Origin of the sequence: Desulfoplanes formicivorans, from assembly GCF_001748225.1 — a bacterium.
Taxonomy (GTDB): domain Bacteria; phylum Desulfobacterota; class Desulfovibrionia; order Desulfovibrionales; family Desulfomicrobiaceae; genus Desulfoplanes; species Desulfoplanes formicivorans.
In genome coordinates this window covers 170,899-185,935 of record NZ_BDFE01000009.1, presented here as the reverse complement: position 1 = coordinate 185,935, position 15,037 = coordinate 170,899, and the positions used below count along the sequence as shown (strand labels likewise).

The 15,037-nt window shown below is 55.2% G+C and carries 12 protein-coding genes; 5 read left to right on the top strand and 7 right to left on the bottom strand.

The features are described from left to right. Positions 1-205: 205 nt before the first annotated feature. Together hpsG and hpsH are read left to right on the top strand one after the other, a co-directional pair. Positions 206-2,677 (top strand): (2S)-3-sulfopropanediol dehydratase, encoded by a 2,472-nt coding sequence (gene hpsG / locus DPF_RS04665; protein WP_069857699.1) that lies wholly within the window; start codon positions 206-208, stop codon positions 2,675-2,677. Positions 2,678-2,760: 83 nt separating this feature from the next. Next, the gene (gene hpsH, locus DPF_RS04660) at positions 2,761-3,687 is read left to right on the top strand and encodes a (2S)-3-sulfopropanediol dehydratase activating enzyme (protein ID WP_069857698.1); all 927 of its coding nucleotides are present in this window, start codon (positions 2,761-2,763) and stop codon (positions 3,685-3,687) included. Positions 3,688-3,861: 174 nt separating this feature from the next. Here hpsH and DPF_RS04655 read toward each other — a convergent pair whose 3' ends face one another. From DPF_RS04655 to DPF_RS04630, 5 genes are all read right to left on the bottom strand, one after another. Next, a complete protein-coding gene (locus tag DPF_RS04655; protein ID WP_231702130.1) occupies positions 3,862-5,259 on the bottom strand; it encodes a sigma-54 interaction domain-containing protein in 1,398 nt (465 codons plus the stop codon). Between the two features lie 282 nt (positions 5,260-5,541). After that, complete coding sequence (locus tag DPF_RS04645) at positions 5,542-6,840, bottom strand: TRAP transporter large permease (protein ID WP_069857696.1); 1,299 nt, start codon at positions 6,838-6,840, stop codon at positions 5,542-5,544. Next, complete coding sequence (locus DPF_RS04640) at positions 6,840-7,349, bottom strand: TRAP transporter small permease (RefSeq protein ID WP_069857695.1); 510 nt, start codon at positions 7,347-7,349, stop codon at positions 6,840-6,842. The genes DPF_RS04645 and DPF_RS04640 overlap by 1 nt, the downstream gene beginning before the upstream one ends. A 58-nt stretch (positions 7,350-7,407) precedes the next feature. Beyond that, entirely contained in the window at positions 7,408-8,406 is a 999-nt protein-coding gene (locus tag DPF_RS04635) for a TRAP transporter substrate-binding protein (RefSeq protein ID WP_069857694.1), read from the bottom strand. Between the two features lie 855 nt (positions 8,407-9,261). Further along, positions 9,262-10,092, bottom strand: coding sequence for an amidohydrolase family protein (locus DPF_RS04630; protein WP_069857693.1), 831 nt, complete (start codon positions 10,090-10,092; stop codon positions 9,262-9,264). Between the two features lie 230 nt (positions 10,093-10,322). On the opposite strand from DPF_RS04630, the gene DPF_RS04625 reads away from it, so the two are divergent. After that, on the top strand, positions 10,323-11,174 hold the full coding sequence (locus DPF_RS04625; RefSeq protein ID WP_069857692.1) for an NAD(P)-dependent oxidoreductase: 852 nt from the start codon (positions 10,323-10,325) through the stop codon (positions 11,172-11,174). A gap of 224 nt (positions 11,175-11,398) precedes the next feature. Continuing rightward, a complete protein-coding gene (locus DPF_RS04620) occupies positions 11,399-12,688 on the top strand; it encodes a DUF401 family protein (protein WP_069857742.1) in 1,290 nt (429 codons plus the stop codon). 104 nt (positions 12,689-12,792) lie between these two features. Here the strand turns inward: DPF_RS04620 and DPF_RS04615 are convergent, their stop codons facing one another. After that, positions 12,793-13,560: an exodeoxyribonuclease III gene (locus tag DPF_RS04615; RefSeq protein WP_069857691.1), complete on the bottom strand. Its 768-nt coding sequence runs from the start codon at positions 13,558-13,560 to the stop codon at positions 12,793-12,795. 14 nt (positions 13,561-13,574) lie between these two features. Beyond that, on the bottom strand, positions 13,575-14,258 hold the full coding sequence (locus DPF_RS04610; protein ID WP_083254468.1) for a metallophosphoesterase family protein: 684 nt from the start codon (positions 14,256-14,258) through the stop codon (positions 13,575-13,577). A gap of 195 nt (positions 14,259-14,453) precedes the next feature. Here DPF_RS04610 and DPF_RS04605 point away from each other — a divergent pair, with 195 nt between their 5' ends. Next, a complete protein-coding gene (locus tag DPF_RS04605; protein ID WP_069857689.1) occupies positions 14,454-15,026 on the top strand; it encodes a 5-formyltetrahydrofolate cyclo-ligase in 573 nt (190 codons plus the stop codon). Positions 15,027-15,037 lie beyond the last annotated feature (11 nt).

Below are 15,037 nucleotides of genomic sequence, written 5' to 3'. Positions count from 1 at the left end.
GCTACAAGCACATACAAACGCATGCCCACTATTCAAAAAACAAAAAAACAATATTTAATCATACATATCAAGCAATTAATAGTTTGGCACTGGTATTGCTGCTAGCGAAACATCCTGCACGTAAAAAACATCGTGCACAGAAAATTCAACGGGTTGCGTCTCTTTTTTCAAAGACGCCTCTCACAACATAATCAGGAGAACTACCATGACAGGTTGCTGCACCCTCTCTCCCCAGGAAGATCGTCTCATCAACAAGATCGATACTCGTAAGGGCCGTGAACGCGTCTACGGCATTCTTGACACGTTTCACATGACTGTACCCTCCATCGACATCGAACGTGCCCGGTATTTTACCGAATCCATGAAGACCACCGAAGGGCAGGTTCTTGTTCTCCGATGGGCCAAGGCACTCAAAAACGTTGCCGAGAACATCACCGTCTACATCACTCCCAATTCTCTTCTGGCTGGCCGTGCTGGCAAGATGGGTCGTTACGGGATCCTGTACCCTGAAATCGACGGCGATTTCTACAAGGTGGTCATGAAGGATCTGCACAAGCGGGCCAAGAGCCCCTTTCTCCTTTCTAAGGAAGACACGGATCTTCTTTTGAACGAAATCGCTCCCTACTGGGAAGGCAAGACCTACCACGAGCATCTGAATCACGCCATGCCCGAGGAACTGCGCACCGTCACCTACGATGACGACGAAGGTCTGAAGTCCAAGTTCGTTGTCAGCGAGACGTCTTCCTACCGCTCCGCCCTGCAGTGGGTCCATGACTTCGAAAAAGTCATCAAGCGCGGTTTCGAGGACATCAAGGCCGAAGCCCAGGCCAGACTGGACGCCCTTGATCCCTTGAGCCCCGTGCAGAACGTGGAAAAACGTCCCTTCTACCAGGCCATGATCATCGTTTGTGATGCCGTTATGATCTGGGCCAGGCGTCACGCTGTTCTGGCACGCGAGCTGGCTGCTGCCGAGACCGATGAAAAACGCAAGGCCGAACTTCTGGAAATCGCCGAGATCTGCGAACAGGTGCCTGCCAAGCCCGCTCGCAATTTCCGTGAAGCCTTGCAGTGCCAGTGGTTCGTGCAGATGTTCTCCCGTATCGAGCAGAAATCCTCTGCCATCATCTCCAACGGGCGCATGGACCAGTATCTGTACCCCTTCTACAAGAAGGATCTTGAAGCAGGTATCATTGACGAAGACAAGGCCACTGAACTGCTGGAAAACATGTGGGTTGAAATGGCTCAATTCCTGGATCTGTACATCAATCCCACCGGGAACGAGTTCCAGGAAGGGTATGCCCACTGGGAAGCCGTAACCATCGGCGGCCAGACTCCCGAAGGTGAGGATGCCACCAACGATCTCTCCTATCTCTTCCTGCGTTCCAAGAGAGAGTTCCCTTTCAACTATCCCGATCTGGCCACGCGTATTCACTCCCGCACTCCCGAGCGGTTCCTGCACGAGGTTGCCCTGACCATCAAGGATGGTTCCGGGTATCCCAAGCTGATCAATGACGAGGAAATTATCCCCCTGTACACGGCCAAGGGAGCTCCTTTCAACGAAGCCCTGGACTACGCTGTTTCCGGCTGCACCGAAGCACGCATGCCCAACCGGGACACCTACACCTCGGGTTGCGTGTACATCAACGCTGCCACAGCCATCGAGATGACCCTGAACAATGGTCGCTTGAAGCACTACGGCGATGAGCTCATCGGCCTGGAAACCGGCAATGCAACGGATTACAAATCCTGGGACGAATTCTACAAGGCATTTGTGGACCAGTACATGAACCTCATTTCCAAGGCCTTCTACCAGCAGGCCCTGGTGGACAAGCTGCGTCCCCAGCACTTTGCCTCCCCCATGGCCTCCGTGCTCCACGACCTGTGCATGAAGGAAGGCAAGGACCTGCAGAATGAGAAGATCGAAGGTGGCGTGGACTTCTCCTACTTCGAGATTCTGGGTTACGGCACCGTGACCGACAGCTTGTCCGCCATCAAGAAGCTGGTCTTCGAGGACAAGAAATTGACCATGGAAGAAGTCATGGAAGCCCTGGCGACCGATTTCGAAGGCCATGAAGATGTTCGCGAGATGCTGCGCAACGCTCCGGCCTACGGCAACAACGATCCCTACGCTGATTCCATTGCCAAGGAACTGGACCGCATCACCCAGGTGTACGCGGAAAAGTACTCCGAGGAACGCGGCATCAATTGCGACGTGCGCTACGTGCCCATCACCTCCCACGTCCCCTTCGGCAAGATCGTTTCCGCAACCCCCAACGGACGTCATGCATGGACCGCTCTTTCCGACGGTACCTCCGCATCCCATGGCGCGGACCACAACGGCCCCACCGCCGTTCTCATGTCCAACTACCACACCAAAAACACCGGCATGAAGAATCGTGCATCCCGTCTGCTGAACCTCAAGCTCTCCCCCAAGGCTGTTGAGGGTGAAGAGGGTACGCGCAAAATCATGGACATGATCCGGACATGGTGTGACCTGCGCCTCTGGCATCTGCAGTTCAACATCATCAACAAGGAAACCCTCCTGGCTGCCCAGAAGGACCCCGACAACTACCGTGACCTCCTGGTCCGCATCGCTGGCTACAGCGCCTACTTCTGCGACCTGTCCGAGGACCTGCAGAACGATGTCATCAACCGTACCGAGCACGCCGCTATCTAGCGTGTCCTGAACACACCAGCGGGAGGACGGAAGTGACCCGTTCTCCCGCTTTTCACACCTCCACATGGTACAAGGAAATCGCCATGACCCTTTCAGACGCCAAAACCACAGGCATAGTCTTCAACATCCAGAACTATTCCGTTCATGACGGTGACGGCATAAGAACCCTGGTCTTCCTCAAGGGCTGTCCCCTGCGCTGCAAATGGTGCAGCAACCCCGAGTCGCACAAAAAACAGCCCGAGCTGGCCTTCAATCCCAGAAAATGCCTGACTACGGAAAAATGCACGCGCTGCATCAAAGCCTGCCCCAATGGGGCACTCAGTCCTTCTGAACATCACATGCCCGTGTTCGATCCGGAAAAATGCGTGCGGTGCCATACCTGTGCCGAGGCATGTCCGTCCAACGCATTGAATGTGTATGGTGAAACCATGACCGTGGAAGAGGTCATCACCAGGGTGGAAAAGGACGACGCCTTTTACGCCCGTTCCGGTGGAGGGATGACCCTGAGTGGTGGAGAGGCCATGGCTCAGCCCGCCTTTGCAGCGGCCCTGCTGCGCGAAGCACGGCGGAAACGCATCCACTGCATGATCGAGACCTGCGGCCACTGCGACTGGGAAGCCCTGGCCGAGGCATGCGCAAGTCTCAACGCACTGATCATGGACATCAAGTGTATGGACAGCGCCAAACACAAAGCCTTTACCGGCGTGGGCAATGAACGGATTCTGGAAAATTTTGCCAGGGTCTGTGAAACCTTTCCGGATCTGCCCATCATGGTACGCACCCCGGTCATCCCCGGGTTCAATGATACCGAAGAAGACATTCGGGCCATTCTGGAATTTCTGCCCCAGCGGAAGGGACTCAGTTATGAACTGCTCCCCTACCACCGCTTCGGCCAGCCCAAATACGACTATCTGGGCAAGACATATCCCATGGGAGATCAGGAACTGGAAGAAGGACTCATGACCCGTCTCAATATCATTCAGAGTAGCTATACAACAAAATTTGCATAATGCACCTCCTCCCCTGTAAAACAGGAACACCGGGCCGCCTGCTGCGAACCCGGTGTTCCTGTTTTTCCTTTTTGAATGCCCAGAAGGGAAATCATTTCATCCGTTCAAACCGCGATCTCTCCATGCTGTGTCCGACTTTGAAAAAAGCAACTGCGGTTTCTCTCCAAACGACCCTTATGCCGTCCCGCCTTCATAACGCTTCATCTTGCGAAAAATGGTTGACCTGTCCACGCCCAGGGTGCGGGCCACGGCACTCATGTTGCCTGTCTTGGCCATGCCGTCCATGATGACCATCTGTTCCACCTGTTCCAGAATCTCCCTGAGGGTCTTTCCCTCCACATCAAGACTGTCGAGCAGGACCCCCTCGTGTCTCTCGGGTTCAGGCGATGGCAGGGCAATGGAAAGATCTCTGGCTGAAATGACCTTTTTCTCACAGGTGATCATGCACCCGAGGATGAGGTTTTCCAGTTCCCGGACATTGCCCGGCCAATGATAGGCGAGCAAGGCTTCCTCGGCATCGTGGGAAAGGGCGACATCACGTTGGTATTTATGGGCATAATACCCCAGAAACCCCCTGGCCAGGGGCAGGATATCGGCTCGGCGCTTTCTAAGGGGCGGGATGGTAATAACCGCAACCTTGAGGCGATAGTACAAATCGCTGCGGAATTTGCCTTTGGCAACCTCCTGCTCGAGATCCTTGTTGGTCGCGGCCACCACACGCACGTCCACTTTCCGAGGCGTGGTCGAACCCACCCGAACCACTTCGCGATCCTGAAGGACACGCAACAGTTTGGCCTGCATGGCCAGAGGCAGCTCGCCTATTTCGTCCAGAAACAGGGTCCCTCCGGATGCCGCTTCAATAAGCCCCATCTTGCCCTGCTTGTTCGCCCCGGAAAAGGTTCCTGGAGCATAGCCGAACAATTCGGTTTCCATGAGATTTTCAGGAATGCTGCTGCAATCTGTCTTGATAAAGGGACGTGAGGATCGCTCGCTGACCTCGTGCAGTCGCCGGGCAAACACATCCTTGCCCGCGCCTGTTTCTCCCTGCACCAGAACCGTAACGTCCGTATCCCCCAGCATGGATACCTGGGCGTACAGTTTTTTCATGGCCCGGCTGGAAATGACACGGGGAAATTTTTCCAGGTCCTTGCCCCCGCTGTGCTGCAGTTTGCGAAAGGCATCCAGAAGTTCCTTCTGGGAGCTCATCTGCTCTTTGAGCTCGGCTATCTTGGTGATGTCACGGATAAAGGTTATCACGAGAACAACCTGACCGTAGCGATCCAGGATGGGATTGCCCTCAAGGATCAGTTTCCGACCATCCGCGGTTTTCTGCATTCTGGTGGCAGGCTGCCCCGTCCTGACGACCTCGGGATTCAGGACAACATCGAAAACACCGCGTTCCACAAGCTCCAGAGCTGATTTGCCCATGATGTCCTTGTGGAGAATACCGGTCAGTTCTTCGTGTTTTTTGTTCACATGGAGCATGATTCCATTGTTATCGGAAATGGCAATGGCCTCTCCAAAGGAATCCAAAAGGTCTTCAATATGATCTTTCAGCAGGTTGGTGGGCATGAGCATCTCTGGGGTCTCAGGGATGGGAAAGGCAGGGAAAAAGCAGGAAGGTCCACAGGGCCACACCCGTTTTTCTTCTCCAGCCGGCAATGCGGCCGGGGATGCCGAAAACACAAGGGCTGTAGGTGGAGGGATGCAAAAAGTCAAAACCAACCAGGGGAGGCCCCGGTGCACACCTTGTGCGCACCAACCGGATTCCGGTCCCCGTGCACAAAGGGGAGTACAAAATGGCCCGACCGGAAACCGGCCGGGCCATTTTGTTTCACAGACAGCCTATCCAGGTCACATACCTGAACCCAGCAGAGCTGGAAGCCAGGTGCTGATGAACGGACAGTACACGATCAGCAGGATGCACAGGGTCAGAACCAGCAGATAGGGGAGAACGGCAATGGATATCTTTTCCACGGAGATCTTGGCGATGCGCGAGGAAACGAACAGATTGACGCCAAGGGGCGGAGTCAGCATGGCCACCTCATTGGTGATGACCATGATCACGCCGAAATGAATCGGGTCGATACCCAGGCTTTTGACCATGGGCAAAAGCACCGGAGCCAGAATGATCATGGTGGACAAGGTCTCCATGAACATGCCCAAAAAGTACAGAATGCCCACGATCATGATCAGGACAATTTCGGGATTTTTGGAAACGCCAAGCACCAGGTTGGCCAGCTTGAGGGGAGCCTGTTCATAGGTCAGGATTTTGCCAAAGAGCGTGGACGCGCCCACAATGAGCAGAACCGTTCCGCAGAGCATGGCGCCCTCGATGAGGGCCAGTCTGATATGTTTGAGCTCAAGGGCCCTGTTGATGACAATGCCCACGAAAAGGGCCCAGACAATGGCAACCACTGAAGCTTCCACCGGAGTGGCCATGCCCGAATAGATGGACCCCAGGATGATGAACGGGGTAGCCAGGGCAAATCCGCCCTTGGACAAACTTTTCAAAAAGACCCGCAGATTGAACGGGGGCTGTTCCCTGTCAACGGTCACGCCTTCCATCTTGGCCTTGATCATGGCCATGCCGGTCATGAAAAAGGCGACCATCAGCCCGGGCATGATGCCTGCGGTAAACATGGCGGTCACCGAAACATTGGCCAGGATGGCAAAGATGATCATGGGGTTGCTTGGTGGCAGCAGGATGCCGATGGTTCCCCCGGAAGAGGCAGCAGCCGCTGCATAGGATGGGGTGTACCCGCTGCGAACCATGGACGGGATCATCAGGGTACCAATGGCAGCAACAGTACCCGGTCCCGATCCTGAAATGGCGGCAAAAAAGGTACAGGCCAGAATGGTGGTGATGCCCAGGCCTCCGGGCAGACGCCCCACAAGCTGTTTGACCACATCAATGATCTGTTTGGTGATGTTCCCGTACTCCATGAGGGTTCCGGCAATGACAAAACAGGGAATGGCCAGAAGCGGGAAGATGTTCACCCCGTCGAACAGGGAGTTGTGGATGATGGACAGGGGCAGATAGCCGCAATGCATGATGGCCACTACCGCGGAAATGATCAGGGACATGAAGATGGGCATGCCGATGAAGAAACAGCCCACAAGAACAAGAATGGTAAGGGGAAGCGTTTCCATTATGCCTCACCTCCACCGATTTGTGCCAGGCTCATCAGATCATTGTTTTTGAGCAGATCCCAGTACTGCATGACCAGACGCACATTCATGAGCAGGAAGCTGGCCGGAAGCATAGCCTCCACATACCCTTTGACAATGCCCAGGGTGGGGGAAACCTCGGGAAAGGCAAAAGCGTCCTGAAGAACCAGACCGGACTGATAGGCGATGAAAAAGTTGGCTGCCATCCACAAAAGATCCGTGAAAACGCGAATAAGGACCCTGACCTTGGGAGGAAGAAGCAGAAACTGGGCCGTGATCCGGACGTGTTGGCCGTGTTTGACCGCCAGCACTCCACCCATGTAAACGGACCAGATAAAGCTGTAACGGGACAGTTCTTCGGTCCAGGCCAGAGACGAACTGAGAACGAAACGCATGAACACTTGCAGGGTAAGGGCCATGACCATGGTCCCCAGAAACAGGATACACACGTTTTCTTCAAAATGCGTAAAAAACTTTTTGACCATATTCATACTCGATACCGGGTAGAAAATTGCGGGTGGGCCGTGCCCACCCGTCCAAGATAATATCCTATTCCTGGCCCATGATCTCCAGGGCCCTGTCAATTCTTTCCTTGCCACCCACGGCCTCGTAATAGTCCGGCCACAAGCCGCGGGCCTTGCTCATCCAAACTTCCTCATCAGCGAGTTTGTCAAAGACCATGCCGTGCTTGAGACAATTGTCCAGGGCCTTCTGATTCTGCTCGGCAACCCATTCCCACTCGTATTCACAGGCCTCGGTAGCAGCCTTCTGCACCAGGGCCTTGGTATTCTCGGGCAGTCTCTGGAACCATTTGTCGGAAACCAGCAAGGGACCGACCCAAAGCATGTAATGCAGATCCGTGATGTACTTCTGGACCTCCCAGAACTTCTGGTCCTGGTTGATGGAATGGGGATTTTCCTGACCATCGGCAACACCCTGCTGCAGGGCATTGAAGGTCTCGGACCAGGCCAGGGGGTGGGGCTCCACGCCCCAGGAACGAAACGAATCAAGCTGAATGCGAACCTTGGGAACACGGATCTTGAGTCCCTGAAGATCGTCAATGGTGGTAATGGGCTTTTGGGAATTGGTCAGCACGCGGTATCCGCCAATGAGCCAGCCCAGGGGACGGGTCTGGCTCTGGGTGGCCACCACGTCACCCAGATCGGCCACGAACTGCTCATTGCCCAGCAAGGCATAGGCATCGTCGTTTTTGGGGAAAAGGTAGGGCAAAATGGCAATGGTCGCTGCCGGGGCAAAAGGAGTCAGGTTGCCGTTGGCCAGAACAGCCGCATGGATCTCGCCGTTTCTGAGCTGCTTGACATTGGCCTGCTCGCTGCCCATGGAACCGCCCAAAAACAGATTGACCCGGATATCGCCACCGGATTCCCTTTCGATAATTTCCTTGAATTTTTCCAGAGCCACGGCGTGCAGGCTACCGGTTGGATTGGCAGTTGCGGCCATAATCATCGTTTTCTTGTATCCTGCAGCAAACGCGGACGTGGCAGTCATCAACAGCGCTGCTACAAACAGGACCCATGCTTTTTTCATCTCTGCTCTCCAGGTAAAAAGGTGGTTGCTATTCCGGAACCTGTCGGTCGTTCAGACAGCCCCGGAATTTGGCGCCCATGGCATGGAAGCCATGCACGATGTCATGAGTGCTACATTCCCGCCTCAAGGCCCAGCGGCTCGTACGGGACAGGGTACAACCAGACCGCATCATCAAGGCGTCGATACCATCTTGTGCTTTGCGGATACGTGGCTGTACGTGAAGTCTTGCAAATGGAGCTCATTTCTTGTGAAATTTGCAACATATCAAAACAATGTCTGGCGAGCTAGCAAGACAAATGCCAGCACGACAAGTACTTGCATTGCCGGGAGATTGAGAAAAAAAACGCAAGATCGTGATTGATCCGGGGAAAGATGGGCCCCCAAACCGTGCATTCAACCACGAACATCCGTGCACCCATGCAACACAAATCCGGGAATCATACGCATGCCCAGCCCTGTCACGCATTCGCGCACCCCGAAAAGCATTGCATTTGCGCACAGCCCGTTGCCCCTATGCAACGAGCATGTAGCCTTAAGGGGTTCGCGGCCAGAGCGCAACACATTTCACATCCTGGAGACATAACGCCATATCCCACCTGAAATAAAGGGAATATCAAAATTTTTACTCCCGTCACACCCCGTACCTGCGGGCAAAGATGACCATGCGGACGCGGGGATGTCCCGAAATCCGGTCTGTTTTTCCCATGGGTTGCAGCACGTACGCGGCCCAAGGCCGCACCGGTTTCTGACAACAGCATGCCTGCAGCCGTCAGGACAACAAAAAACCGGGAACTCCCATGAGCTCCCGGCCTGACAATGACGAATGCTCGCCTCGGGGAATCATTATTGCTGGAATCAGAGCCCCAGAACCCTGGCTGCATTGTTGTACATGATATTCTCGCGCACATTGGCGGCAAAGGGGAGTTCGTTATACAGATTCATGGCCTGCCTGAAATCCACGCCCGGATGGGCACTGGCAAAGAGGATCTTGTCCGGAATGATCGTGTTGGCCGCCTGGACATAGGCCTCGGCTCCCGGATGGTGTTCGTACTCGGAAAGTTCCATGTACACGTTGCGATTTCGTTCGGTAACAATAATGGCCTCGTTGACCCAGGGGTAGCCGCCATGGCTGATGATGATTTTGAGATCCGGAAAATCACGGGCCACATAATCAATATACCGGGGTGCGGCATGTTCCATAACCGCATTGGGCACCAGGGTGGCAGGACCTGTGGAAATGACCATGGGTACGCCCAGCTCGCAGCACTTGGCATACAGGGGATAATATCTGGCATCATTGGCAGGAATCCTGGCCAGATAGGGATCAATGGAAGCGCCGTGCATGCCCAAGGATTCCACGCTCTCCTGAAGTTCGCCAACGGCCTTCATGCCCTTGTGGGGGTCAAGGCCCACAAACCCGAGAAATATCTCCGGAAAACTCTGAACAAAGTCGACCACGCCCGCGTTATTGGATGCGGCATCATAGGTGGACTCACAATCACGGCCGGTAATCACGGCCTTGACCACATTGTGCTTCTTCAGATCTTCCACAACTTCGGGCACGGTCTGCGCCTTCATGTGCGAGAGATCGATCTTTTCGAACATTCCCTTGAACATGGTACTGTTCGTGAAACCGTCAATGGTGGCCTGGGTATTGGGACGGAAGCGAAAATCAATGACCTTCATGTCAAGCTCCTTCTAGTGTTCTGCAAAAAAGGGGAATTCTCCCGCAGGGCCTTGAATCGCGTGGCCAACAGGGGAACGAGCGCCAGGGGAAACGGCCAAGCAAAAAAGATGCCCGACATGAATGACAGACATCAGGAAGCCCCATCTTCATGGCACCCGCCTTGCTTACCTGCTCCCACCAATCACCCCACTTCAAGGAACATTCGCAGACAAACCAGGAGGAAGGAGCAATGCGCATAGGATGCATCGGAACAGGCAAAATGGGAGGACCCATTGCCGGCAATCTTGCCAGAGCCGGCCATGACGTGATCATATTTCAAAGACGAGATCATTCCACCCCACCTGCCGCCCCTTCGGCGTCCAGAACCCGCAATCTCCGGGACCTGGCCCCGTGTGAGGTGGTGCTCACCTGCCTTCCCCTGCCACGGGACGTGGAAACCGTCATGACGGGTCCCAAGGGCTTGTTGGCCAGCATGGCCCCCGGATCCATATATATTGACATGAGCACTATTGATCCCGGTACCTCCCACCGGCTGGAAGCAGCAGCCCTCCGGCAGGAAATCGAATTTTTACAATGCACCCTGGGAAAAACGCCTGACCATGCGGCAAAAGCCCAGGAACCCATGTTCATAGGCGGCAGCAAGGCGTGCTTTGAACGTCTTGCTGCCCTGTGGCCGGTCATGGGCTCTCCGGTCCACTACCTGGGAACCGTGGATGCGGCCTGCGCCATCAAACTTGTGAGCAACATGATCGGCATGGCCAATCTGGTGGTCCTGTGCGAGGGACTGCAGGTGCTGCACAAGGCGGGCCTGGACATGGAGAAAGCCATTGAACTGCTCCAGGATACCGGAGCCCGAAGCTTTCAGCTGGATGTGCGCGGACCCTGGATCGCGGCAGAGGATGACAGAAGTCGATTCGGCCTGGACCTGGCCCTCAAAGATGTCCGCCTGGGATGCGAAATGGCTGATTCATGGTCCATGGACATCCCGACCATGAAAACGGTCCTGAACATGTTTCAAGAGGCCAGTGCGGCGGGCCATGGGGACAAGGACTGCTGCGGGGTTCGCCACATCATCACCTAGCAGGGAGAATGGCGTTCCCAAAAGCGTGGACGCCCGGCTGCCCGGTTCAGGATCGGGATCCTTTCGGAAAACAACCCGAAAAACAGGCAACATGCCCGCTTTCCCGGGAACACATACCCGTATCTTTCCCCAATTCGGACCATGTTGCCTGTTTTTGGATATTTTCTTTTGCTTCCAAAAGGGATACCTCGTCCTGTCTTGTTCACCACAAAACCGGGAAAAACATGGACACAATCGCCCCCATCATCCCCTTTGCCAAGGTTCTGCTTGCATTTGCCGTCATGCTGGCCGGCATGCGCTTCAAACTGTCCCTGGGAGTATCCATCCTGACCGGAGGGATCGTCCTGGGGCTTCTCTTCGGGATCGCTCCCATGACCATCGGCCAGGCAGGAGCCAGGGCCCTTGTGGGAGACAAATTTCTCTTTCTGGTGGCCATTGTCGGTCTGATCCTCATGCTCTCGGACGCACTGGAACGTTCCGGCCAGTCCAAACGGCTCATGGATGCTCTTGCCGGCTATCTGACCAGCCCACGGCTTCGACTGATCTTCTTTCCCGCCCTTATCGGCCTTTTGCCCATGCCCGGCGGGGCTGTTTTCTCCGCCCCCATGGTGGGAACCGTGTCCGAGGATCTGCATATTTCCAGCCGGGACAAGGCCCTGATCAACTACTGGTTCCGCCACATCTGGGAGCTTGGGTGGCCCCTGTATCCGGGAGTCATCCTGACCGTGGCCCTGGCGGACATCCCCATTGGCGCCCTGATTTCCCGCACCTGGCCGGCCATTATATTCATGCTTGGTGCGGGATGGATCTTCTTTTTGCGCCCGGGCGTTCTCAAGGTGGATGCCCATTCCTCCTTTGCCCGGGACACACACCGCTCACCGAGCAGGGTCCTTGTACAGGGGCTTCCGCTTCTGGTAGCCATTGTCGGCGCTGTGGGCCTTGAAAGTCTCATCCCCATCATGGCTCCGAAGGTACCCTTTGAGCTGGGCGTGATCACCGCCCTCATTGCATCCGTGGCATGCATCATGGTCCAGAACCATCTCGGCCGGGCCTTCCTCATCCAGGTCCTGACCAAGAAAAGCCTTCGGGACATGCTCCTGGTGGTGGCCTCGGTCTTCATCTTCAAGGAAATCATGGAAGCCGCGCAGGTTGTCGAGGCCATGGCCCGGGCCGCCGGCGGAGATGCGGCCCTGTTCGCGGCATCAGTCTTTCTCCCCTTTCTGGTCGGGGCCATTGCCGGCATCAACGTGGCCTTTGTGGGCTCGACCTTTCCCCTTCTTCTGGGGCTTTTAAACACCCTTGGCATGCAAGGCCAGATGATTCCCTATATCGTCCTGGCCTCCTTTGCCGGATTCACCGGGGTGATGATCTCCCCCATCCACATCTGTTTCATCCTTACCTGCCAGTTCTTTCATACCGAACTGGCCGCCACCTGGAGAAGGCTGGTGCCTCCCTGTTTGCTGTTTGCGTTTCTGGGCACCATGCTTTTTTTCCTGCTGCAGTGGATGTCCTGATGGCCCCTGGGTGACCGGGAGCTTTTTCCTGCCGTTCGAGCCAAAAAAAGGTCCATGATGCAACCGCACCATGGACCAGCCACGCATGAAGAAAAAGTATATACCTAGGTCACGTCCAACTCCAGACCAATGGGACAATGGTCCGACCCCATGACCTGGGGTTCGATCCAGGCCCTCTTGACCTTGTCCCGCAGTTCCTCGGACACGAAAAAGTAATCAATCCGCCATCCTGCATTGTTCTTGCGGGCATTGAACCGGTAGCTCCACCACGAATAATGCCCCGGCTCCTGGTTGAACATGCGAAAGGTATCCACATACCCGTGCTGGATGAACCGATCGATCCAGGCCCGCTCGCAAGGAAGAAACCCGGACCGTTTGGCGTTGGCCTTGGGATTTTTCAGGTCAATCTCCTTGTGGGCGGTGTTGAAATCTCCGAACACCACAATGGGCTTGGTCTTCCTCAGTTCCTGGGCATAGGCGAGAAAGGCGTCGTAATAGCCCATTTTGAACTCCAGACGCTCCTCACTGGACTGCCCGTTGGGAAAATAGATGTTAAAAAGATAGAATCCGGGATATTCAAGGAGAATGAGCCGCCCTTCTCCCTTGAAGCTGCCATCCGGAAACCCGGTGCTCACCGAAAGGGGCTTGATGCGGTACAGACAGGCCGTGCCCGAATACCCTTTCTTGACCTTGGAGGCATTCCAGATGGCATCATACCCTTCAGGGGATCGCTCCTGGGGCTCAAGCTGATCTTCCCTGGCCTTGGTTTCCTGAATGCCCACCACATCGGCGTCGGCCTGGCGAAACCAATCCCAGAACCCCTTTTTCATGGCCGCCCTGATTCCGTTCACATTCCACGAATACAGTTTCATGGTGCTCCTGCTGGTTATTCTGTTTGCTGGACAGCCTGTTCCAATCGAACCTGCATGTCCCCCTCATGCTTTTCCACAAGCACATACCCGCCAGCGGCAAAACTTCCCGGATTGACAATGACGGTATCACCAATACGATCCATGCCCCTGGATTCATGGATGTGCCCGGTTATGCAGACATCAGGCTGCACCCGTGCAATAAAATCCCGAACCGATCGGCTGCCCACATGCATTCCGGAGGTGATTTTGTCCGTGGCCGTGTCCATGGGCGGATTATGGGACATGAGGATCAGATGCTCGTACTCGCCACAGGAGGCATGGGCCTGATCCAGCCACTCCTTGAAGACCTCTTCTGTTTGTTCAGACGGAGTATGAAAGGGCGTGGGCAGGGAATACCCCAGACCGATGAGCCAGACACCGTATCCCAGGTCCACGGCCCGCCCATGGGTATTTATCCCCTGTTCCGTGAAAAACCGATCCACATCGGCCAGGTCCATATTTCCGATCTGGGCCAGCACACGGAGGTTGTACTCCTTGATTTTGTTGATGATCCCTGCGGCTTTTCTTCTGTCTCCACAATTGGTAAGATCCCCCGAGATCAGGACATGCTGGGCTCTGTCAAGCTGGGAGATCCCGGGCAGGTACGTCAGATTTTCGTGAATGTCGCCCAGGGCGATCCAAATTTTCCCGGTATCCATGGACTTGCTCCTTTGTGTCCGCGCATATGGTCGTCCCTTGTCCATATTCACATGCGTTGTTGTTTTTTCAGTTCACCATCATGCTCTGCCGACTGACCGGACAGGAATGCTCGCCTGACGAATCTCCATGTCCGCCACGGACCAGCCACCAGGGCAGTCAGACATGCCAACCATTGATCCCTTACGCCACTTGCCATGGACAAATCAACCATCCGTTCCCGACTTCTTCAATGCCGCAAGGCCATGTCCAGAGATGCCAGGTTAGCGGCCAACGAACGCATCCTCCGCAGGATCACCCGCCTTGAGGCATGGCAGCATGCCAGGTCCATGCTCCTGTATCTTCCGGTCAACGGCGAGGTGGATACCTGGCCCTTTTTCGAGGATTGCATGCGTCGCCATGTGCAGGTGTTCTTGCCCTGCTGTCGCAAACAAGAACCCGGGTGTATGGATTTTTTCCAGGTCAGGAACAAGGATCAACTGGTCCCCGGGGCCTACAACATCCCGGAACCCGACCCGGACCAATGTCTGCTCATGCGCGAACCCAGTGCCGACATCGTCCTTGTGCCGGGCGTGGGATTTGACCGACACGGCTTTCGCATCGGCTACGGAGGCGGCTACTACGACCGATTTTTTGCCCGCCACCCCATGGACAAAGCTTTGATCATCGGTCTGGCCTTTGCCTGCCAGATCATGGACCAGCTCCCCCATGACCCGTGGGACAAGCCGGTGGATATGGTTGTGACGGAAGATGAGGGTATCACAGAATAAACACTGTGCTC